The organism is Bradyrhizobium sp. SZCCHNR3119, assembly GCF_032487775.1.
Taxonomy (GTDB): domain Bacteria; phylum Pseudomonadota; class Alphaproteobacteria; order Rhizobiales; family Xanthobacteraceae; genus Bradyrhizobium.
On record NZ_JAUEUV010000001.1, the window covers coordinates 2,352,234 to 2,373,137 of the forward strand.

Here is a 20,904-nt window from a genome sequence, read left to right on the forward strand (position 1 = left end):
GATGCGCCATTCCACCGGAAGGAGATACCGCCATGAACATTCAGCTCGGCAAGACCCCCATCGGCCTGGACGGCATTCCAGCGGCCGAGACCGCGTTGAGCCACGTCGACGGCGAGCAGGGCGAGTTGATCATCGCCGGGGAGCACGTCGCCGATCTGGCGGCGCATGCCAGCTTTGAAGATGTGACCGCACGGCTGTGGAGCGCAGCCAACGGACGCGCCTTCGATACGGCTGAGGTCCGCCGCCAGCTCGGCGTGGCCCGTGAACGCGCGTTCGCTCGGACGCCCGAGTTGCTGGCCGCATCTCGGGGCATGAGCATCGTCGACAGCTTTCGCGCGGCGGTCGCGGCGCTGCGTGCCGAAGACGGGCTGGAGCACGAGGCCACCATCGTGGGCGCCTGCTCCGTCATTGCCGGCGCATTGGTTCAGCGCGCGAACGGTGCGGCACCGATCGCGCCGGATCGAGCGGCCAGCCATGCCGCTGACACGTTGCGCATGCTACGGGGGCGCGCCCCCGAGCCGCGCGAGATCGCCGGGCTCGATACGTATCTCGTGACCGTCTGCGACCACGGCATGAACGCCTCGACCTTCGCTGCGCGGGTGGTGGCTTCGACGCAGGCCGACCTGTTCGCTGCGGTCACCGCCGGTTACTGCGCGCTGACCGGACCACTTCATGGCGGCGCGCCTGAGCCGGTGCTCGAAATGCTCAACGCCATCGGAATGCGGGAGCGCATCAAGCCGTGGGTGGATGCGGCCCTCGCACGCGGCGAGCGGCTGATGGGGTTCGGCCATCGCATCTACCGGGTGCGCGATCCGCGCGCGGACGTCTTGAAAGCAGCGATCGAGCGGCTCGCCTGCGCCGGCGCAGACCTTCCCTTCGCCAGCGAGGTCGAAGCTTATATCCGGGAGGCGCTGCGGCGAAAGAATCCCAACCGCGTGCTGGACACCAATGTCGAGTTCTTCACCGCGATTCTGCTCGATGCGCTGAAGATTCCGCGGCAGGCGTTCACGCCGATCTTCGCAGTGGCTCGCGTCGCCGGCTGGACGGCACATGCCCGCGAGCAGCAGCGTACCGGACGACTGATCCGGCCGAGCTCGGCCTATATCGGACCAAGGCCGGATGCGACGAATGCGTGAGTGGAGCTGACAATCCCTGAACTTGCGCGCGTCCCCGCAATGGGCGCGCGCGTTCCCGGCGGCGGCGGATCAGGCCCGCACCACCGTCTTCAAATAATTGTAGGCCTTGATGATCTCGATCAGGCGATCCTCGGTCGAGCGATCGCCACCATTGGCATCGGGATGATGCTGCTTGACCAGCGCCTTGTACTTGGCCTTGACGTCATCGAGCGTCGCATCCGGACCGAGCCCCATCACCTGCAGCGCCTTGCGCTCGGCATTGAAGATCTTGCGGGCCTCCGGCTTCTGCGCGGCCTGCGGCCCGGGTCGCCAACTCGCGCGACCGTTGATCTCGGCAAACACGCTGAACGGATCGGCCGCATCGCCGAGGTCGCCCTCGACACTGCCGGTGCCGCGCTTGCCAGCGGTGTTGGCGCCCATCTTCCAGGTCGGGCGATGGCCGGTCAGCGCATCCTTCTGATAGCGCGCCACGGCCTCCGCATTCATGCCCGAGAAGAAATTGTAGGACTGGTTGTACTCGCGCACGTGATCGAGGCAGAACTGCCAATATTCGCGCGCATTCTCCCGCCCCTTGGGCGCGCGATGCGTGCCCCTGTTCAGGCAGTCCGGCCACTGGCAACCCGCGGCCTCCTCGCGCACCTGCGGCTGCTTCGCCGCCTGCTTCCTGGGCTTGATGCGGATGGAGTCGAAGAATTTGGATGAATCGATCGGCATGACGGACTTTGACTACGCAACGCGACAAGCTTCAAGTCTTGACATTGCGAATACCTCGGAGGGGGTCGGCGGATTGACGAAAATTAATTTGATGCGTATTGGCTGAACCATGAGCACGCGAGAGGCTATCACCAACAAGTTGCGCGAAGCTTTCTCGCCAGAAAGCCTCGAAGTTCAGGACGAGTCACACCTGCATGAGGGTCACGCCGGCCACGCGCCGGGCGGCGGAACGCATTTCAGAGTGTATATTGTGTCGCAGGCCTTTGCCGGCAAGAGCCGGATCGAGCGTCACCGCCTGATCAACGCCACATTGGCTGCGGAACTAGCGAGCTCGGTGCACGCGCTCGCGCTGCATGCCAAGGCCCCCGGTGAAGCCTGAGTATCGCACAAAAGCCCGTTCGCGTATATCTACATCTTCCGTAGATGTTCCTTGAACGTCTACGCGACGTCAGCACGAATCCGCATGCAACGACAACACGCAGATTGACCTTACCTCAATTTCCCCGGCACGCGGATCAGAACGCGGTGCCGGCGCGCCGAGGTCTTGCTTCTTCGAGCTCTCCGCGCGGCACCGGCACGATCCTAAGTGCCGTGATGCGGTTGCGCTCCCGCCGCAGCACACGGAAGCGAAAGCCGTGGAAGGTGAAACTTTGGCCGCGCTCCGGAATCGAACGGGCTTCGTGGATCACGAGGCCCGCCACCGTGGTCGCCTCCTCATCGGGCAAGTCCCAATCCATCGCACGATTGAGGTCGCGGATCGGCACCGAGCCGTCGACCACGACTGAGCCATCCGGCTGAACGCGAACGCCGGCAACCTGCACGTCCTGTTCGTCGGAGATGTCGCCGACGATCTCCTCCAGAATATCCTCCAGCGTGACGATGCCTTCGACTTCGCCATACTCGTCGACGACGAGGGCAAAGTGAGTCTTGCGGCGGCGGAACGCCTTGAGCTGCTCGGACACCGAGCGCATCTCCGGAACGAACCACGGCGGCAACGCCAGCGATGCGACGTCGATGCGCGACACGTCACCTTCGGAGGAACGGATCGCGCGCAACAGATCTTTCGCATGCAGCACGCCGATGATGTTTTCGGGCGTGCCGCGCCAGAGTGGGATCCGGGTATATTCGGATGCCAGCACCTCGCGCACCGACTCTTCCGGCGGCAGATCCGCGTTGACCATCACCATCTCGGTGCGATGGACCATGACGTCGGAAACCTGCAATTCACGCAGGTCGAGCAGGCCGCCAAACATATCGCGGTCCTGCTTCTCGACCTTGCCTTCGTGGTGCAAGAGATCGACGGCGCCGCGCAAGCGCTCGGTCGGCGACAGGATGGGCTGGTTGGCACCGACCTTGAAGCCGATCAGCCGCATCAATACACGGACCACCGCTTCGATCACCGAGAGCAGCGGCCCGAGCACAAAGACCGTCGTTCGCATCGGCCGCGCGACCGCAAGCGAGACCCGGTCCGGCGCATTGATCGCAATCGTCTTCGGCAACACCTCGGCGAAGATCACCACCAGCGCCGTCATCACACCGGTGGCGTAGAGCACGCCGACCTCGCCGAACCATGCCGTGAATAGTCCGGTCGCCAGCGCGGACGCACCGATATTGGCGATGTTGTTGCCAAGCAGCAGCGCGCCGATCAAGCGCTCACGCATCTCGAACAGACTTGAGACGACGTCGGCATCGCGATTGCCCTGCTTCGACAGCCGCAACATGCTGGCGCGGGAGGCGCCGGTCAGGGCGGTCTCGCTGAGCGCAAAGAATGCGGAAGCCGCAAGCAGGACGATGACGATCGAAAGTGTGATCCAGTCCATGACGCTGATATCGCTTTGCATATGGGCTGCCGTTTCGCTGCCGCTGCTCAACACGGCCGGGACCGTCAGCCGCGGCGCTGAAGCTTGGCCTGCAAAAAGTCGCGGACCCTCGACGGATCGACATCCTTGGCGATCACGGCCCGGCCGATCGCCTCCAGCAGAATGAACGTGAGCTTGCCGCGCTTGACCTTCTTGTCCTGGGCCATCAAGGCCAACAGGCTGTCGGCATCGCCGATCCCTTCCTGGGCGAAGCCGGCGATATCCTGCAGATGGGTCGGCAGGCCGACCGCAGCAAGGTGATGCACCATGCGCTCGACGTCCGCGGCAGCCAGCATTCCCAATTCGGCGGAGAATTGCGCCGCCAGCACCATGCCGACCGCAACGCCCTCGCCATGGAACAGGCGGTCCGAAAAGCCGGTAGCCGCTTCGAGGGCGTGGCCGAAGGTGTGGCCGAGATTGAGCAGCGCGCGGTCGCCGGTCTCGCGCTCGTCGCGGGCGACGATCGCGGCCTTGGCGCGGCAGGAGGTGGCGACGGCGTGCTCGCGCGCGGGCCCGCCGTTGACGATGTCGGCGTGATTGGCCTCGAGCCAAGTGAAGAAGCCCTCGTCGCCGAGCAGGCCATATTTGGCGACCTCGGCATAGCCGGCACGGAACTGCCGCGCCGAGAGCGTATCGAGCACCGCCGTATCGGCGATCACCAGCACCGGCTGATGGAAGGCGCCGAGCAGATTCTTGCCCTGCGGCGAGTTGATGCCAGTCTTGCCACCGACGGAGGAATCCACCTGCGCCAGCAGCGAGGTCGGAACCTGGACGAAATCGACACCGCGCCGCAGGACCGCGGCCGCAAAGCCGGCGAGATCGCCGACCACACCGCCGCCGAGCGCGACGACGAGATCGTTGCGCTCGATCCTGGCCGCGATCAGCGCCTCGCTGACCTTCTCCAATCCGGCATAGGTCTTCGACCCCTCGCCCTCGTCGACCACGATCCGCGTGGTCGGAATGCCGGCCCGCGCCAGCGCGGCCTCCGTCGGCTCCAGCCAGTGGCCGGCGACGGTGCGGTCGGTCACGATCGCGGTGCGGACGCCCGGTCGCAATGCCGCGATCCGTTCGCCGAGCGAGGCCAGGACCCCGCGGCCGATGATGATGTCATAGGCGCGCTCGCCGAGCGCGACATCGACCGTGATGGGATCGCAGGCCTTCACCGGGGCGGTCATCGCAGCCCACCGATGGCTTGCGTCACGTCGGCCGGCGCGGTGTCGGCCTCGGCAATCCCAGCCTCCGTCCGGCCATTGGCGGCCGCGGCGGATAGGCCGCAGAGCCGGGCGTAGAGGGCGTCGATGCACTCCTCGACGATCTTGTCGTGCGGAACATCGCGCGACCAGATGGTCAGGTCCGCGCGCTCGTAGACCGGCTCGCGTTCGGTCAGGAGACGGGTGACGGTGCCGGCGGGATCGGCGGTCTGCAACAGCGGCCGGTCGGCCCGGCGCTTGACGCGGCGCATGATCACGTCCGCATCGGCCTTGAGCCAGATCGAAATCGCCTTGTCCCGGATGCGCCCGCGGGTCTCTTCGCGCATGAAGGAGCCGCCGCCGGTGGCGAGCACCGCCGGACCGCTGTCGAGCAGGCGCGCGATCACCCGCGCCTCGCCGTCGCGGAAATGCGTCTCGCCATGGGCGTCGAAAATCTCCGGTATGGTCATGCCGGCCGCAGCCTCGATCTCGTTGTCGGCGTCGACGAAGGGCAGTTTCAGCCGCGCCGCCAGCCGCCGCCCGACCGTCGACTTGCCCGCCCCCATCATGCCGACCAGCACGACGAGCCGCTTGCCGAGCGCCGCGACGATGGCGGCCTCGGGAGCGATCTGGCTGGCGGCTGGTTGAGGCGTGTCGATCATCAATTCGGCTATTAACCCACCGGCTTGCTGCATTCAAAGGCACCTGTTCCAGGCAGCTATACTCCGTGGACGCCCCGCCTTGCCAGACAGACTTGCAAGCCGGGAGCGAACATGGTGGATGTCCGAGGTCGTTCGCTGCCTGCCGGCCAAGATGCCCAGCCTGTTCCGATTCCTCACCGTGGTCGCCGTGATCGTCGGCGTCGTGTATGGCGCGATCTTCGCGCTGGCGAACTTCGTCACTCCCAAGCCACGGGAGATGACGGTGACCATCCCGCCGGACAAGTTCCAGAAAAAATAGATCGGCCGCGGCGAGGCTGGCTGAAAAACCACACCAATTTGATTAAGTTTTTTGCGGTTGTCTTTTGGAGGATTGGCGCCGCGATATCGGCCAACTTCGCTTCCAGGCCTCGGCCATCGAAATGAAGTTCCTGCGGCGCAGCGATTCGAACTTCGACCGGACGCGGATAGCACATGCGGGCCAAGGCCTCGAACGCCAAGCTCATCACCCTGTTCCTGGACATGCTGGCCGCGGAACAGGGCGCGGGCGAGAACACGCTCGACGCCTATCGCCGCGACCTCACCGATCTCGCCACCTTCCTCAGCCGCAAAGCCAGCAGCTTCGCGAGCGCCGACACCCAGGCGCTGCGGGACTACCTCGCCGACCTCGACACCAGGGGGTTCAAATCCTCCAGCGTGGCGCGAAGGCTGTCGGCGACGCGGCATCTGTTCCGCTTCCTGCTCAACGAGCGCATCCGAACCGACGATCCCGCAGCCATCCTGGCCGGGCCCAAGCGCGGGCGGCCGCTGCCGAAGGTGCTGTCGATCAGCGATGTCGACCGCATGCTGACCCGCGCCAAGGAGCTCACCCTGGTAGTGGACGCCTCGCCGACGCAGCGGCTGCGGGCGATGCGCCTCCATTGCCTGCTCGAAGTGCTCTACGCCACGGGCTTGCGCGTCTCCGAGTTGGTCACGCTGCCGCGCACCGCGGCGCGTCACGACGCACGGATGATCGTGGTGCGCGGCAAGGGCAACAAGGAGCGGCTGGTGCCGCTCAACCAGGCCTCGCGGCAGGCGATGGCGGATTATCTCGCCGCGATGGATGGGCTGAAGCCTGAGAAAAAGGCCAACGTCGCCGCTTCGAAATGGCTGTTCCCCTCCTTCGGCGAGAGCGGTCACCTGACCCGGCAGCATTTTGCCCGCGACCTCAAGGAGCTCGCGGTGGCCGCTGGCCTGCCCGCCCGGCTGGTCTCGCCGCACGTGCTGCGCCATGCCTTCGCCAGCCACCTCCTGCACAACGGCGCCGACCTGCGCATCGTGCAGACCCTGCTGGGCCATACCGATATCTCCACCACCCAGATCTACACCCACGTGGTGGAGGAGCGGCTGAAGAGCCTGGTGCGCGACCTGCACCCCCTGGCTGAGAAATAGGCCCGCGGGCACACCGCCTCGAAACCAAATCCGGTGGCGTAATGCCCCGGCCGCTTGACTTCGCGCCCGTCTGCCCCGAAAGAGCGCCATCCTGCCCGCATTCCCGGCCCGAGGCCGGGTGGCGGCGCACCAATCGCATGCTAAGCTCCTGAAGTCATTTGCCTTCAGGTCTACACGCCGAACCGATTTCGCCTTCCAGCGCCTTCCTTCAGCTCCTCCATGCCGGACCCCATGCGCAGTTATCTCGATTTCGAAAAGCCTGTTGCCGAGCTCGATTCCAAGGTCGACGAGCTGCGCGCGATGGCCGCCTCCGGCACCGACATCGGCGAGGAAGTGGCGCGGATCGAGGAGAAGGCCGGCCAGGCGCTGGCCGAGCTCTATGCCAATTTGACGCCCTGGCAGAAGACACTGGTGGCGCGGCACCCGCAGCGGCCACATTTCACGGATTTCGTCAGCGGGCTGATCACCGAATTCACCCCGCTCGCCGGCGATCGCAAATTCGGCGAGGACGCCGCCCTGCTCGGCGGCTTCGGCCGTTTCCGTGGCGAGCCGATCTGCGTCATGGGCCAGGAGAAGGGCGCAACCACCGAATCCCGCCTGAAGCACAATTTCGGCATGGCCCGCCCCGAAGGCTATCGCAAGGCGGTCAGGCTGATGGAGATGGCCGAGCGCTTCGGCCTGCCCGTGCTGTCGCTGGTCGATTCCGCCGGCGCCTATCCCGGCATCGGCGCCGAGGAGCGCGGCCAGGCGGAAGCCATCGCCCGCTCCACCGACGCCTGCCTGGCGCTGGGCGTCCCCAATGTCGCGATCATCACCGGCGAAGGCATGTCCGGCGGCGCCATCGCGCTGACCACGGCCAATCGCGTGCTGATGCTGGAGCACGCGATCTACAGCGTGATCTCGCCGGAGGCGGCCTCCTCGATCCTGTGGCGCGATGGCACCAAGGCCCAGGAAGCCGCCAACAGCATGAAGATCACGGCCCAGGACATGCTCCGCTTCGGCGTGGTCGATTCCATCTTGAAGGAGCCGGTCGGCGGCGCCCATCGCGATCCCGCCGCCATGATCGCAGCCACAGGCGAAGCGATCGCCCAGGCATTTGAGGAGCTGAAGGGCCTCGACGCCGATGCCGTCCGCAAGCAGCGCCGGCAGAAATTCCTCGAGATCGGCCGCAAGCTCGGCTGAGGCGCCGTGGCCGGCCGTCCTGCGCGCCTCGGCGCTCGCGAATTTGTGAGTGAACGCAGCCCCTTGGTCGCATTTCGGCCTGGACGCGGGTATTTCCTGTTTAGACATTGTTGACCACGCTGGCCGCGTGGCCGGACAGCGTGGGGGGAGCGGGTTGCGACCCCCAGGCTCAAAGGTTACAATTTTAATTACTGGTTCGAGGCATGACGCATGGCTTGATCGGCATTCCTTCTCTGCCGCTCCGGCCTTGGAAGTGAGACGAGTGGGGTTTTGCGACATGCCGTCGTGGCGGGGAGCTTTGCATTGATCAACCGCGCATTTGTCCGGGTCCTGCTGACCTCGGCGGCGCTGGCCACGAGTGCGCTCTTGGCCGGCTGCAACAGCGACCAGGTGTCGCTTGCCCAGAATGCCAAGGCCAACCAGCCGGTGCCGCCCAAGCTCGTCGCCGCGATGGGCGAGAAGAACATGGATCTGCAGTCGCCGATCCTGATCCGCCTGTTCAAGCAGGAGGCCGAGCTCGAGGTCTGGAAGCAGGATCGCTCCGGCAAGTTCGGGTTGCTGAAGAGCTATCCGATCTGCCGCTGGTCGGGCGATCTCGGGCCCAAGGTGCGCGAAGGCGATCGCCAGGCGCCGGAAGGCTTCTATTCGATCTCGCCGGCGCAGATGAATCCGCAATCGGCCTATTACCTCTCCTTCAACACCGGCTATCCCAACGCCTACGACAAATCGCTCGGCCATACCGGCTCGGAGCTGATGGTTCATGGCGACTGCTCCTCGCGCGGCTGCTACGCGATGACCGACGAGCAGATCGCCGAGATCTATTCGCTGGGACGGGAATCCTTCTTCGGCGGCCAGCGCGCCTTCCAGTTCCAGGCCTATCCGTTCCGGATGACGGCGGTGAACATGGCCAAGCACCGCAACAATCCGAACATGCCGTTCTGGCGCATGATCAAGGAAGGCTACGACCATTTCGAGGTCACGCGCCAGGAGCCGAAGGTCGACTTCTGCGAACACAAATACGTCTTCGATGCCGAGAAGCCGCCCGGTGCGACGCGCGATCCGGTGTTCGACGCCTCGGCGAAATGCCCGGCCTATGTGGTGCCCGACGAGATCGCGAACGCCGTGCGTGAGAAGGAGCAGGCGGACGAGGCGGAATTCGCAAAGCTGATCGCCAAGGGCACGCCGGTTGCCAAGCTCAACACCGGTATCGACGGCGGCATGAACAGCGTGTTCGCCTCGCGCGTCCCAGGCGCCTCGACCGGCCTGTCGGAGCCCGGTGAAGCGCCGGGCCTGTCGCTCACCCAGTTCTCGCCGCTGCCGGGCACGATCCCCGGTCACGTCAATCCGCCGCGCGCGCCGAGCGCCGACGAGATTGCGACAGCGGCCGCGCCTGAGCCGGCCTCGGTCGGCTCGACCACGCCGCGCGTCGCCGCGGTCAGCGCCCCGGAGAAGGCAAGCCTGATCTCCAACCTGCGCAAGATCAGTTCGAGCGGCGCGATCGCGGCCAACGCCGCGGCTGTGACCTCCAAGCCTGTGGAGAGCAAGCCGGCGCCGAAGGCCGTGGCGGCGAAGTCCGCCGAGGCGAAACCGAACGTGATCAGGCAGGCCGCGGCGCGCCCGCCGTTCAAGCCGTCGGCGACGACCGAGGCCGCAAGCGCCGCCGCGCCCGCACCGGCGCCGCAGCAGACTGCACTGGTGGCAGGCTCGGCGCCGATCATGTCGACGAACTCGTTCGACAGCCGCTTCTCGGCGGTGAAGTAGCTCGGCTTCCCGCCAGACATTTCTTGATTCGATTGTCGAACAGTTCAAGCCTATCGTCCTTGGAATGGACCGGAGGGCGGCAGTCTTCCAGAGATGCGCTGATCCCGCCGGCTGCCTCGGCATCATTGCGGAGCGCGCCGCGCCCAAGCAAGCCGGGAGCCGCGCGACGGTTCTGCATCGTTTCGTTGCTTCGCTCCTGGCGATGACGACGACATAGGCTCGCGTTCTCGCGGCGCGTTTTGCGTCCGAGCTATCCATCCATTCACCCTCACTTGATAGAGGGCACAGGGAAGGCCAGGAGCTTGCCGCCCCCATGGCCCGCCTGCGAAAAAAATGCAGGCGGCAGGTACCACAGGTTTGGCCAAGACATCCCGGCCTTCCCTGCGCGACGGTTTTAACGGCTGCTTCGCGTTCTCCCCGGTGCGCCGGGCTTTCTGGCCACCGTCATCAGCGTGATGCGCAGCATCATCGCCAATTTGACACCAGCGTCGGGGTGCCAGGACCGCGCGACTTGACCGTGCGTATCGGATCGTTCGTCCGCGTGAACTTCACTTGGGCATGATCGTTTTCGGATCATGCCGTCACGCTGCAACCCGACACGCCCATCGCATCCCGCGCCCAACGCTCGTGACGATCGCGAGGCGCCCCTCTCATCGAAGCGCGGGACGCAGAGATAGAACCATGGATTTCTGAAAAAGCGAAGATCAATATTTTTCGAGATCCGACTTGACCACCCAAACCAGCTTGATCGGGCGGGCAAAATTAGTTCTTCGGCGCAAGCGGCTTGGCCCCGACGTTTGGTTCGCCACCGCCGCGTCAGCATGTCCAAACTGCGCGACGGCTGCCGCATGGGCGCTTTCCTACCGCGATTGACGGACCGTAAATCATGTAATATCAAAAGTTACATGAGACCCAACAGCCAGCTGTCCGGCGTGCTGCATGTGCTGCTTCACATGGCGGAGCTCGACGGCCCGGCCACGTCGGAGACGCTCGCGCTGATGATGCAGACCAATCCCGTGGTGATCCGACGGATCATGGCGGGCTTGCGGGACCACGGTTATGTGCACTCCGAGAAAGGCCATGGTGGCGGATGGACGCTCGCCTGCGATCTCACCGCGGTCACCTTGCGCGACATCTACGACTCGCTCGGTCGTCCGTCGCTGTTCGCCCTCGGCAACCGGACCGAAAGCCCGGACTGCCTGGTCGAACAGGCCGTGAATGCGGCGCTCGACACCGCCTTCCATGATGCGGAGGCCTTGTTGCTATCTCGTCTCGGCGACGTGACGCTCGCCAGCTTGAGCGCCGATTTCCACCACCGCTTGCTCCAACGCAAGCGGTCGCGCAAAGGACAGGTCTGCGATGCCGGCTGACAGCACCGATGGCGCACAGTCATTTCTGCGCGCGTTTTCCGATCCGGAGATCGTCGCGCGCTACACCGACGGACCGCGCCGCTTCGTGCCCGGTCTCGACGGACTTCATCGGATGGCCTCCATCCTCCTCGCCGAGCGGGCGCCTGCACATGCGAAAGTGCTCATACTGGGAGCCGGCGGCGGCCTCGAGCTCGCGGCCCTGGCCGATGCCCATCCGTCCTGGACCTTCGTCGGCGTCGATCCGTCGGCGCAGATGTTGCGGCTGGCCGAGCGGACGCTCGGGTCCCGCATCGATCGCGTCGAACTGATCGAAGGCTATATCTTCGATGCTCCCACAGGCCCCTTCGACGCGGCGACGTGCCTGCTGACGCTACACTTTCTCTCAGCTTCGGAGCGCCTGAGGACGGTCCGCGCCATCCATGACCGGCTTCGGCCAGGGGCGCCGTTCGTGGCCGCACATGGCTGTCTGCCGCAGGATCCGGCACAGCGAGGGCTTTGGCTGGATCGTTATGCCGCCTACGCCGTCGCCTCGGGTGTCGATCCCGAGCAGGCGAAAACGATGCGCACGACCGTCGAGGCCAGCGTCAACATGCTGAGCCCCGAGGAGGACGAAGCCATTCTGCGCGGCGGCGGCTTTTCCGATGCCAGCCTTTTCTTCACCGCTTTCACCTGGCACGGCTGGACCGGTCACGCGTGAACGTGGGACAATCCCCACCGGCCCGGGGCGTCTTTCGGAGAGTGCTCCGCTTGTCGTGAGAAGTCCCATGACATCTGACGCGGCATCGAGACACTGCGGCGATTGCACGCTGTGCTGCAAGGTGATGGCGATCGAGGCACTGGCCAAGCCGGCCAATAGCTGGTGCTCACATTGCGACCCGAAACGCGGATGTGCAATCTATCAGGCGCGCCCCGGCGAATGCCAGGCGTTCCGCTGCCTATGGCTAGTGAACGAGCTGCTCGACGAGCAATGGAAGCCAGCCAAAGCGAAGTTCGTGCTGACGACGTCGGACGACGGCATCGAGGTGCGCTGCGATCCCGGTCTTCCGGATGCCTGGCGCAGGGAGCCATATCACGCCGAGATCCGCGAATGGGCCGTCTCCGGCGAAGAGCATGACGTCACCGTGGTCGTGATCACCACAGGCGGGCGCATCATCCTGGTCACGCGTGAGCGCGACTTCGATCTCGGCACCGTCGGCCCTGACGAGCGCATCGTCCGTGAACTCGAGGGCACGCGCGTGATCAATGCCACGGTGGTGAAGGCAACGGAGCCGGATCGCAAGTGAGTGCGCGTCATCCGCCGAGCTTCATTGCGGCAACCGGACGATTGCAGCGATCGGTCCGCCGCCGGGCGGTCCCTGATGCTCGGCACCGCCGGAAACGTAGACGGCACTCGTCCCTGCGAGGCCGCTGATCAGACCACCAACCGCAGCGCGGGCATGCCGCGTGGCGCTGATGTCGGTATCCTCCAGCATGGTGTGCCGAAAGCCGCGCACGCTGCCATTGGGCGACGCCTCGGCCTTGGCGAAGATATTGACCAGTTGCCGTCCATCGCCCGACGTGGCGCCGATCGCCAGGCCGACGCTGCCGAGAGCCTCGATCACCGCCGCGGCGTCGATCGCATCCTGCATCACCGCGTGGCCGATCTCGCATGCGCTCGCGGAGTTTTCGGAGTTGCCGAGCACGATCACCACATTATGCATCAGCTCGATGCCGGCCGAGGTCGATGCGACCCGCGAATACAGATCGAACCGCCGCATGACGTGCTCATCGGCGATCTCGCCTTCGATCTCGCCGAGCGCAACTGCAATGCCGAGCGCCGAGGCGCCGCGCGAATAGGCCATCGACGTATAGGCGTTTCCGGTTACGGTCTTGGTGCCGCGTGCCAATGCGGCCTCGACGCGCTCGCTCGTCAGCAGCGGGCATTTGATCTGGGCGAAATGGACATCGCTGGGATCGGCGATGCCGGCATCGAGCATGGCAGCCGCCACGGCCTTGGCGGTTTCCCCGATCTGCGCGCTGCGTCCGAGTTCTTCCGGCAGGAAGTCGCGGGTCTGCGCAATGCCGATGCTCAAGCGCTTGCCCGCCGCCTCACCCGGGCCTCGGTCGCTGACACCATCATGACGGGTAAAGACGGTGATGTGTGGGCTGAGCACGCCTTCGGTGCCGCCGGACATCACGAAGGCAATCCGCTGTTCGACACCGTGCGGCGGCAGATCGAGATGCGGCGCCAGCGCCGCGCACAGCGCGGCAACCGCATACTCCCTGGTGAAATCGTTGACGCCGCCATTGCCCTCGGTCTTGCCGAGAATGGCGACGATCGCGTGCGGATCGATCGCTCCGGACTCGATCCGGCTCATGAGGCCCGAGACGTCCCCGGGGCCATGGGTCGCGATGCGAATGACGTCCACCGATCTTGTCCGCATGCGAACCTCTTGCATCTGCTCTCCCGGCGCGTCGTCCAGCAAATTCCCCTACCAGGTTCGTCTAGCAAGATTGACGCCAGCGCGGAGCTGAAGCCAGCCGATACCGCAGCTCATCACACCGGCGGCAAGATGCGCCTGTCGGCCGGCAGCCCTCATGCTAATATAGGTGAACGATCGCAACCGGTGGTGATTCACGCGGATGTTCGAGCGAACCTATCGTCAGCGTCTTGAGACTGATCTGGCGCGGTGGGAGGCCGATGGCCTGATCACGCCCTCGGCAGCGATTGCCATCCGCAACGCACTGCCGCCGCTTTCGCCTGCCGCCAACATCTCGGTGGTGGTCGGCATCGTCGGCGGCCTGTTGATCGCGGCGGCGTTCCTCGCCTTCGTCGCCGCGCATTGGACCGATATCGCGCGCCTGTTGCGTTGCGCCATTCTGGCGGCCGGCATCATCGTCGTTTACGGCCTCGGGGCGTGGTTCGCGCGCGCCGACCGCTCCATCCTCGCCGATCTTTGCGCCAGCGTCGGCGCGATCATCTTCGGCGCCGGCATCGCGCTGGTCGGCCAGATGTATCACCTCGGCTCGGATTTTGCGGGCGGCATGCTGCTGTGGGCGATCGGCGCACTCGCCGCGGCCGCGCTCACGGGCTCGCGCGGTGCGCTGGCGACGGCCCTCGTCGCGGCATGTATCTGGAGCGACATGCGCCTGTCCGAGGGCGATGAGGTGCCGCACCTTGCCTTCGTCGGGTTCTGGCTCGTTGCCGCCGGCCTTGCCGTGCTCTGGCAGTCGCGGGTCGCCGCCCATCTGGTCGCACTGGCCGCCGTCAACGGCTGGATCGCAACCGCGTCGCGGCTCGACCTGGCCGATCCACTCGCGGTGTTCGCCGACGGCACGGCATTGCTGCTCGGCGCAGGGCTGGCGCTGGCCGCGCTGCGTCCGCCGCGGCTGTCGGGCTTCGGTATCGTACTATCCGCCTATGGCGGCTTCATGCTGGCCGTGGTCGCCGTCCTGGGCGGCGTGGCATTCGACTCCCTGCTTCACCCGCGCTCGGGAGCGGGTCATCCCGCCTGGGCCCATATCTGCGGCATCGGCGGCATGTTGCTGGCCTTCGCCGCTGCCGCGATGACACGGCGCCCTGGCCCGGCCTTGGCGGGACTCGCGAGCGGGCTTGCGCTGCTCGCGCTGGAGCCGGGGATCGTCGGGCAAGGCGGCCAGCCATGGCTGGTTTACGCCATCGAGCTCGGCGCCATGATCTGCCTCGTCATCTCCGGCATGACCGATACGGCGCTGCCGCGCATCGTCGCCGGCTGGCTCGGCATCGCCGGCGTCATCGCCGCCATCACCTGGATCGTCAGCGAATCCCTGTTGAGCCGGTCGCTGTTTCTCGCGGTGGCCGGGCTGGCCGCGGTCGCGCTCTCGATCCTGCTCAATCGCCTGCTGCCGAGGGATGCACGATGACCCTCAGCTCAGCCGCAGCCGTGACCGATCGCCTGCAGCGCATTCCGAAGGCCGTGCTGTTCGGCGCGGCCGCCTTGATACAACTCGGCTTGCTGGCCGCGATGGTGGTCGACCGCGCGGAGATCCTGCGCGACGGCAAGGAGGTGACCCTGCAAACGCAGCCGGTCGATCCGCGCGATCTCCTGCGCGGCGATTATGTCGTGCTCGGCTACGACATCTCACAGCTCCCCGCGGGCGCGCTCAAGGACCAGCCGGCGCACGGGCAGCACCCTGTGCTGTTCGTCAAGCTCGCGCCCGACCAGAGTGGCGTCTACCACGCGGTCTCGGTGCACACCGAACCGGTCGCGGTGAAGGGCGCAGAGGTGTTGATCCGCGGCCGCGTGATCTCGGGCGCGAGCTGCGGGCCGAAGAGCGACTCGTTTTGCGACAGCTTGGGGGTTCGCTACGACATCGAGAATTATTTCGTGCCGCAGGGCGAAGGCCAGAAGCTCGAACAGCTGCGCAACCAGCGCAAGCTGCTGGTGGTCGCGGCCGTGCTGCCCTCGGGCCGGGCCGCGATCAAGCGGCTCCTGGTCGACGGCACCCCGGTCTATGAGGAGCCGTGGTTCTAGACCCGGTACCGCGGGTCAGCCTGACCCGCCGGCGCGGCCAGGATTGAATCTCAGCGCAGGCTGATCGGCTGGACGATCTCGGCCTGCGACACCGCCGCCGACTGCGCGCGGTAGTTCAGCAGATCATGGTCGAGCGAGGAGAGCACGCACAGCGCCAAGCTCGCCCACACCGCCGCACTGAAATAGAGCGACATCCAGGCGATCTCGTCCTTCCAATGATCGAACTCATGGGTGACGATCCAGCGCGTCGCGGCGTCACGCAGGCCCTCCAGCGGATGCAGCAGCCTAGTGCCGTTGGCTCGCCCGATGCGCCAGCGGTTGAGATACATCGGCACGTCGATGACGATCAGGAAGCCGAGATAGAACGCGATGCCGACGAGGCCCGTGATGAGCAGCCAACGCAGCGGCCCCTCGAATTCCGGCAACAGCCGGCCGAGCCCGATCCCGACCAGCAGGAAGGTGACCGCCCACAGCGAATTCTCGATCGCGTTGCCGAGGAAGTTGGTGGTCAGGACCGCGTACCAGGAGCAGATCTCGGCGACGATGATCAGCGGCACGATGATGCGCGCGATGTTCACGGCGGTTGGCGCGTCCGCGATGGTGCCGAGCTGGCCCAAGATGATGGCCCATTGCGCGGCGAAGCAGACTTCCGCGATCGTTGCCACCGAGCGGCCGACGAACACGCTCGACAGCCAGCTGTCGACCAGGCAGATGCGCTGCACGTCGGCGCGCGGCAAAACCGAGCGGAAAGCGCAGCCGAACACATAGGCCGCGCAGAGCATCAGCATCGACGAGGTCTCCGATCCGCTGGCGGACGTGACGGGCTGGCCGGAGAGCTGGCGGTACAACAGAAACCAGAACGCGACATTCGCAATGCTGACCAGCGTCAGCAGCGCCCACCACCAAGCCACCGGATTGGATGCCGCCTGCCGTCGTAAACCCAGTCGCAACCCCATGGCCACGCTCCACGCTTTTCGTCGAACTGACATTTCAACGTAATGATACTGTCATAATCGACCCGGCAGCCAGTACAAAAAGCCGTGTGCGGCCCCGCGGCCGGCAACCGGGTCCTTACGCCAAGGTTCCGGTCGCGCCACCGCCGCGCAATGGCCGGTGGCGGACGCGGCAAGTCCGGCGACAGGAACTTTCTGCAATGTCGGATGGTTCTTGAAGGCGCCGGGTAAACGCCCGATCATCAGTCGCAAAATCAGGAGACGCGCATCATGGTCAGCGCCCGCGAGCTGCAGCGCGCGCCGCTGCTCGTCTTCACGGTCATCGTCGTTGCGCTGATGGGCATCGCCCTCGTCGCAGGCGGCGCCTGGCTGTTGGCGCTGGGCGGCTCGCTTTATTACATCATTGCCGGCGCGGCGCTGCTCGTCACCGCCTGGCTGTTATGGCAGCGGCGCGCCGAGGCGCTGTGGGTCTATGCCGCGCTGCTGCTCGGCACGATGGCCTGGGCGCTGTGGGAAGTCGGCCTGGATTTCTGGTCGCTGGCGCCGCGCGGCGACGTGCTGGTGCCGCTCGGCATCTGGCTGCTGTTGCCGTTCATCACCGCCCACCTTGCAGGCGACATGCGCCCGGCGCGCTGGGGCCTCGTTGCCGTGCTCGTGCTCGCCGCGATCGTGCTCGGCGCATCCTTGCGCGGCGACCGCTTCGGCCTCAACCGCGTTTTGCAGCAGGCAGCGGCCACGAACGCGCCAGGAAACGCATCAGGAAACGCGCCAGGAAACGCGCAAGGAAACGCGCAAGGAGCGGACGTCGGGGCGGCACAGGCGCAGTCCGACTGGACCGCCTATGGCGCGACCAATTTCGGCACGCGCTATTCGAGTCTCCACCAGATCACCAAGGACAATGTGAAGGACCTCAAGCTCGCCTGGGAATTCGAGACCGGCGACCGCAAAGGGCCGGATGATCCCAACGAGTTCACCAATGAGGTGACGCCGCTCAAGATCGGCGACCTGCTCTACACCTGCTCGCCGCATCAGATCGTGTTCGCGCTGGATGCGCAGACCGGCAAGCTGCGCTGGACATTCGATCCGAAGATCGAGCATCACAAAAATTTCCAGCACATGACCTGCCGCGGCGTCGCCTATCATGAGACCAAGCCGGGCGCCGTCGACATCACCGGCGCCGCCGCACCAACGGAATGTCCCAAGCGCATCTTCCTGCCGACCAATGACGGCCGGCTGTTCGCGCTCGATGCCGACAGTGGCAAGCCCTGCGAGGGCTTCGGTGATCACGGCCAGATCGATCTGAAGGCCGGCAACGAGATCACGACCCTCGGCTTCTACGAGGGCACCTCGCCGCCTGTCGTCACCGACAAGGTGCTGATCATGGCCGGCGCCGTGATCGACAACTACTCCAACAAGGTGCCGTCGGGCGCGATCCGCGGCTTCGACATCTACTCCGGCAAGTTGATCTGGGCGTTCGACGCCGGCAATCCCGATCCCAACGAGATGCCGTCGGCGACGCATCATTTCACGCCGGGCTCGCCGAACTCCTGGGCGGTCGCCGCCGCCGACGAGAAGCTCGGCCTGGTCTACGAGCCGCTCGGCTCCAGCTCGCCCGACATCTGGGCCGGCAACCGCACGCCGGACGAGGAGCGCTACGATTCCGCGCTGGTCGCGCTCGACATCGCCACCGGCAAGCTGCGCTGGTCGTACCAGAACGTGCACCACGATCTCTGGGACATGGACATGCCCTCGCAGCCGAGCCTTGTCAACATACCCGGCAAGGATGGCGTGGTGCCCGCGATCTACGTGCCGGCCAAGACCGGCAACATCTTCGTGCTCGACCGCCGCGACGGCCACCTGCTGGTGCCCGCGCCCGAGACGCCGGTGCCGCAGGGCGCGGCACCCGGGGACCACGTCTCGCCGACCCAGCCGTTCTCCGATCTCAGCTTCCGCCCCCGCGAGAAACTATCCGGCGCGCAGATGTGGGGCGCCACGATGTTCGATCAGCTCGCCTGCCGCATCAAGTTCAAGCGGCTGCGGTATGAGGGGCCGTTCACGCCGCCGTCCGAACAGGGCACGCTGGTCTACCCGGGCGATTTCGGCATGTTCGAATGGGGCGGCATCGCCGTCGATCCGGTCAGGCAGATTGCGATCGCCAATCCGCAATCGATTCCGTTCGTGTCGCGGCTGGTGCCGCGCGGCAAGGACAATCCGGCAGCGCCGAACGCAGCGCATCCGCCCGGCACCGAGCTCGGCGTGCAGCCGATGTACGGCACGCCCTATGGCGTCGATCTCGGCATTTTCCTGTCGCCGCTCGGCATTCCCTGCATGGCGCCGCCCTGGGGCAGCCTCGCCGCGATCGACTTGAAGACCAACCAGATCGTCTGGCAGCACCGCGTCGGCACCATCCGCGATGAAGCGCCGCTGCCGCTGCCGTTCAAGCTCGGCGTGCCGATGCTCGGCGGCCCGATGGTCACCGCCGGCGGCGTCGCCTTTCTCACGAGCACGATGGACTACTACATCCGCGCGTTCGATGTGAACGACGGACGGCTGTTGTGGCAGGACCGGCTGCCGGCCGGCGGCCAATCGACGCCGATGACCTATGAGGCCGGTGGCCGGCAATATGTCGTGACCGTCGACGGCGGCCACGGCTCGTTCGGCACCAAGCTCGGCGACTACGTCCGCGCCTACGCGCTGCCGGGCAATGTCGCGCGCCGGTGAGATTAGTTGTAAATATCGTCATTGCGAGGAGCCGACGGCGACGAAGCAATCCAGACTGCCTGCTCGGCCCTGGATTGCTTCGCTTCGCTCGCAACGATGTCGAGTGCGCTCAGTGGCCCGAGTTCGCCGGCGCCGGCACTGCGGTGCGGTTGGCGAACACGTTGACCGGCTGGTACGAGAACACGTCGCGGCTGCGCGGGTCGACCGTGACCTTCAGCCAGCGCACGTCATTGTTGCCGTTGCCCTGGTTGTCGCCGAAGGTCTCGACGCGGGTGAAGTTCTCCAGACGGCGGCCTTGCGAGTCCAGAAACGGCTGGTCGACGCGGAAGTAGTGCGAATCGCCATGCACGTAGGCCACGGGTTTGCGGAAGGCGATCACCTCGTCGCGCAGCGCCGTCAGGAAGCTGACGAATCCGTCCGGCTGGCCGTCGGTCTCGGCGAGCGTTTTCGGATTGCGCAGCGGCGCGCGCGTCGGGTCCGAGAGGTCCCAGCCCGGATTGGCCTGCGAGATGAACATCACGGCGACCGAATTGCGCTGCTTGGCGACCGCGAAGGTCTGCTTCATCCAGGCGATGACGGCGGCGTTGCGGGCATTGAACTCGGCCGGATCAGGATTGGTGTCGCAGAGATTGTTGCAGGAGCCCTGGACGTTCAGCGTCGCATAGGTGACGCGGCCGACGTGCCAGCGGCGGTTTTCGACGCAGCCGGTCATGTTGCCGGAGGCATCGAGGCAGAGCTTGTCGGTCTGCACCTCCTGGCGCAGGCGGTGCTTGCCGAGCGTGAATGGGGTCGAGAAGAACACCTTTCGCTCGTAGTCGAGACGGTCGCGCGAATTGAAGCCGCCATTGGAGGCGCGATCGCAGTCGACCCAGTCATTGTCGCCGGGCGTGAAGACCGCCGGCGCTTCCAGGCTGTTGAAATTGGCCAGCGCCTGCGCATAGAGGCCGGCGTCGCAGAGCGAGCCGGAGCCCTGCTTCAGGTCGCCGTCATGCGCGGTGAACTTCAGCCGATGCGCGTTCATGTCGGCAATCAGGTTCGGCACGCCGACGGTCGCCTGCAGCGTCGAATACGGCAGATCGCCCCACAGACCGATTTGATAGGTCTCGTCGTCGTCAAAATCGAAGTCGGAATCATGCGCGGCCGCCGGCACTGAAGCGGCGATCGACAACAGCGGCGTCGCGAGCAACAGCAATTTGCGCAGACGCGGCAGCGCGCGCAACCACGACGACGAATCGTTTGGACTCGTTGACATCAAGAATTCCCCCAATACGGAAAATAGCCGCCGTCCCAGCGGCGGCGCGCCACCATGTTCGGCGTCGTTAACCGGGGCATGACGGCTGCTTGACAGCGAGCTGACGGCCAGATGTCAGGACGGTGAGCCGCCCCGGCGGTCAATTCCGGTCAAGCTTGGGGATGACGCGAGAGCCTGTCCGAG

The 20,904-nt window shown here is 65.8% G+C and carries 19 protein-coding genes; 12 read left to right on the forward strand and 7 right to left on the reverse strand.

Annotation, left to right across the window (positions count from 1 at the left end):
* Positions 1–32: 32 nt before the first annotated feature.
* A complete protein-coding gene (locus QX034_RS11050) occupies positions 33–1,136 on the forward strand; it encodes a citrate synthase/methylcitrate synthase (protein WP_315702544.1) in 1,104 nt (367 codons plus the stop codon).
* Between the two features lie 69 nt (positions 1,137–1,205).
* On the opposite strand, the gene QX034_RS11055 is transcribed toward QX034_RS11050, so the two are convergent.
* Positions 1,206–1,850, reverse strand: a complete 645-nt coding sequence (locus QX034_RS11055; protein WP_315702543.1) for a J domain-containing protein — start codon at positions 1,848–1,850, stop codon at positions 1,206–1,208.
* A gap of 109 nt (positions 1,851–1,959) precedes the next feature.
* On the opposite strand from QX034_RS11055, the gene QX034_RS11060 reads away from it, so the two are divergent.
* Positions 1,960–2,229: a BolA family protein gene (locus QX034_RS11060; RefSeq protein WP_315763284.1), complete on the forward strand. Its 270-nt coding sequence runs from the start codon at positions 1,960–1,962 to the stop codon at positions 2,227–2,229.
* A 136-nt stretch (positions 2,230–2,365) separates the two neighbouring features.
* On the opposite strand, the gene QX034_RS11065 is transcribed toward QX034_RS11060, so the two are convergent.
* The 3 genes from QX034_RS11065 to QX034_RS11075 form a co-directional block, all read right to left on the reverse strand.
* Positions 2,366–3,670: an HlyC/CorC family transporter gene (locus tag QX034_RS11065; RefSeq protein WP_315702541.1), complete on the reverse strand. Its 1,305-nt coding sequence runs from the start codon at positions 3,668–3,670 to the stop codon at positions 2,366–2,368.
* A 65-nt stretch (positions 3,671–3,735) separates the two neighbouring features.
* Positions 3,736–4,884 (reverse strand): 3-dehydroquinate synthase, encoded by a 1,149-nt coding sequence (aroB, locus tag QX034_RS11070; protein WP_315702540.1) that lies wholly within the window; start codon positions 4,882–4,884, stop codon positions 3,736–3,738.
* The gene (locus QX034_RS11075) at positions 4,881–5,561 is read right to left on the reverse strand and encodes a shikimate kinase (RefSeq protein WP_315702539.1); all 681 of its coding nucleotides are present in this window, start codon (positions 5,559–5,561) and stop codon (positions 4,881–4,883) included. Before QX034_RS11075 ends, aroB begins: the two co-directional genes overlap by 4 nt.
* Before the next feature lie 151 nt (positions 5,562–5,712).
* On the opposite strand from QX034_RS11075, the gene QX034_RS11080 reads away from it, so the two are divergent.
* The 7 genes from QX034_RS11080 (at position 5,713) to QX034_RS11110 (ending at position 12,585) form a co-directional block, all read left to right on the forward strand.
* Positions 5,713–5,859 carry a histidine kinase gene (locus QX034_RS11080; protein WP_315703159.1) on the forward strand — a complete coding sequence of 49 codons (147 nt, stop codon included), beginning with the start codon at positions 5,713–5,715 and terminating at the stop codon, positions 5,857–5,859.
* A gap of 173 nt (positions 5,860–6,032) precedes the next feature.
* On the forward strand, positions 6,033–6,989 hold the full coding sequence (gene xerD, locus QX034_RS11085) for a site-specific tyrosine recombinase XerD (protein ID WP_315806753.1): 957 nt from the start codon (positions 6,033–6,035) through the stop codon (positions 6,987–6,989).
* Positions 6,990–7,208: 219 nt separating this feature from the next.
* Positions 7,209–8,171, forward strand: a complete 963-nt coding sequence (locus QX034_RS11090) for an acetyl-CoA carboxylase carboxyltransferase subunit alpha (protein ID WP_315702537.1) — start codon at positions 7,209–7,211, stop codon at positions 8,169–8,171.
* 303 nt (positions 8,172–8,474) lie between these two features.
* A complete protein-coding gene (locus tag QX034_RS11095) occupies positions 8,475–9,932 on the forward strand; it encodes a murein L,D-transpeptidase family protein (RefSeq protein WP_315702536.1) in 1,458 nt (485 codons plus the stop codon).
* A gap of 905 nt (positions 9,933–10,837) precedes the next feature.
* The gene (locus tag QX034_RS11100) at positions 10,838–11,302 is read left to right on the forward strand and encodes an Rrf2 family transcriptional regulator (RefSeq protein ID WP_315806754.1); all 465 of its coding nucleotides are present in this window, start codon (positions 10,838–10,840) and stop codon (positions 11,300–11,302) included.
* Positions 11,292–11,999, forward strand: coding sequence for a class I SAM-dependent methyltransferase (locus tag QX034_RS11105; protein ID WP_315702534.1), 708 nt, complete (start codon positions 11,292–11,294; stop codon positions 11,997–11,999). The genes QX034_RS11100 and QX034_RS11105 overlap by 11 nt, the downstream gene beginning before the upstream one ends.
* Before the next feature lie 67 nt (positions 12,000–12,066).
* The gene (locus QX034_RS11110) at positions 12,067–12,585 is read left to right on the forward strand and encodes a hypothetical protein (RefSeq protein WP_315702533.1); all 519 of its coding nucleotides are present in this window, start codon (positions 12,067–12,069) and stop codon (positions 12,583–12,585) included.
* Positions 12,586–12,606: 21 nt separating this feature from the next.
* Here the strand turns inward: QX034_RS11110 and QX034_RS11115 are convergent, their stop codons facing one another.
* Positions 12,607–13,725: a ring-opening amidohydrolase gene (locus QX034_RS11115; protein ID WP_315702532.1), complete on the reverse strand. Its 1,119-nt coding sequence runs from the start codon at positions 13,723–13,725 to the stop codon at positions 12,607–12,609.
* Between the two features lie 199 nt (positions 13,726–13,924).
* Between QX034_RS11115 and QX034_RS11120 the strand changes: the two genes are divergently transcribed.
* Both QX034_RS11120 and QX034_RS11125 read left to right on the forward strand, forming a co-directional pair.
* Positions 13,925–15,184 (forward strand): DUF2157 domain-containing protein, encoded by a 1,260-nt coding sequence (locus tag QX034_RS11120; protein WP_315702531.1) that lies wholly within the window; start codon positions 13,925–13,927, stop codon positions 15,182–15,184.
* On the forward strand, positions 15,181–15,795 hold the full coding sequence (locus QX034_RS11125; protein WP_315702530.1) for a GDYXXLXY domain-containing protein: 615 nt from the start codon (positions 15,181–15,183) through the stop codon (positions 15,793–15,795). Before QX034_RS11120 ends, QX034_RS11125 begins: the two co-directional genes overlap by 4 nt.
* Before the next feature lie 50 nt (positions 15,796–15,845).
* Here the strand turns inward: QX034_RS11125 and QX034_RS11130 are convergent, their stop codons facing one another.
* Positions 15,846–16,751, reverse strand: a complete 906-nt coding sequence (locus tag QX034_RS11130; RefSeq protein WP_315702529.1) for a hypothetical protein — start codon at positions 16,749–16,751, stop codon at positions 15,846–15,848.
* Positions 16,752–17,018: 267 nt separating this feature from the next.
* Here QX034_RS11130 and QX034_RS11135 point away from each other — a divergent pair, with 267 nt between their 5' ends.
* Positions 17,019–19,469 (forward strand): glucose/quinate/shikimate family membrane-bound PQQ-dependent dehydrogenase, encoded by a 2,451-nt coding sequence (locus QX034_RS11135; protein WP_316195383.1) that lies wholly within the window; start codon positions 17,019–17,021, stop codon positions 19,467–19,469.
* Between the two features lie 109 nt (positions 19,470–19,578).
* Here QX034_RS11135 and QX034_RS11140 read toward each other — a convergent pair whose 3' ends face one another.
* Complete coding sequence (locus QX034_RS11140; protein ID WP_315702527.1) at positions 19,579–20,721, reverse strand: hypothetical protein; 1,143 nt, start codon at positions 20,719–20,721, stop codon at positions 19,579–19,581.
* Positions 20,722–20,904 lie beyond the last annotated feature (183 nt).

Coding starts and splice junctions, on each gene's coding strand:
- QX034_RS11060 (WP_315763284.1), top strand. CDS start 1,960: ATGAGCACGCGAGAGGCTATCACCAACAAGTTGCGCGAAGCTTTCTCG.
- QX034_RS11110 (WP_315702533.1), top strand. CDS start 12,067: ATGACATCTGACGCGGCATCGAGACACTGCGGCGATTGCACGCTGTGC.
- QX034_RS11130 (WP_315702529.1), bottom strand. CDS start 16,751: ATGGGGTTGCGACTGGGTTTACGACGGCAGGCGGCATCCAATCCGGTG.
- QX034_RS11050 (WP_315702544.1), top strand. CDS start 33: ATGAACATTCAGCTCGGCAAGACCCCCATCGGCCTGGACGGCATTCCA.
- QX034_RS11065 (WP_315702541.1), bottom strand. CDS start 3,670: ATGGACTGGATCACACTTTCGATCGTCATCGTCCTGCTTGCGGCTTCC.
- QX034_RS11075 (WP_315702539.1), bottom strand. CDS start 5,561: ATGATCGACACGCCTCAACCAGCCGCCAGCCAGATCGCTCCCGAGGCC.
- QX034_RS11135 (WP_316195383.1), top strand. CDS start 17,019: ATGGTCAGCGCCCGCGAGCTGCAGCGCGCGCCGCTGCTCGTCTTCACG.
- aroB (WP_315702540.1), bottom strand. CDS start 4,884: ATGACCGCCCCGGTGAAGGCCTGCGATCCCATCACGGTCGATGTCGCG.
- QX034_RS11140 (WP_315702527.1), bottom strand. CDS start 20,721: ATGTCAACGAGTCCAAACGATTCGTCGTCGTGGTTGCGCGCGCTGCCG.
- QX034_RS11100 (WP_315806754.1), top strand. CDS start 10,838: ATGAGACCCAACAGCCAGCTGTCCGGCGTGCTGCATGTGCTGCTTCAC.
- QX034_RS11055 (WP_315702543.1), bottom strand. CDS start 1,850: ATGCCGATCGATTCATCCAAATTCTTCGACTCCATCCGCATCAAGCCC.
- QX034_RS11080 (WP_315703159.1), top strand. CDS start 5,713: ATGCCCAGCCTGTTCCGATTCCTCACCGTGGTCGCCGTGATCGTCGGC.
- QX034_RS11115 (WP_315702532.1), bottom strand. CDS start 13,725: ATGCGGACAAGATCGGTGGACGTCATTCGCATCGCGACCCATGGCCCC.
- QX034_RS11125 (WP_315702530.1), top strand. CDS start 15,181: ATGACCCTCAGCTCAGCCGCAGCCGTGACCGATCGCCTGCAGCGCATT.
- xerD (WP_315806753.1), top strand. CDS start 6,033: ATGCGGGCCAAGGCCTCGAACGCCAAGCTCATCACCCTGTTCCTGGAC.
- QX034_RS11120 (WP_315702531.1), top strand. CDS start 13,925: ATGTTCGAGCGAACCTATCGTCAGCGTCTTGAGACTGATCTGGCGCGG.
- QX034_RS11090 (WP_315702537.1), top strand. CDS start 7,209: ATGCCGGACCCCATGCGCAGTTATCTCGATTTCGAAAAGCCTGTTGCC.
- QX034_RS11105 (WP_315702534.1), top strand. CDS start 11,292: ATGCCGGCTGACAGCACCGATGGCGCACAGTCATTTCTGCGCGCGTTT.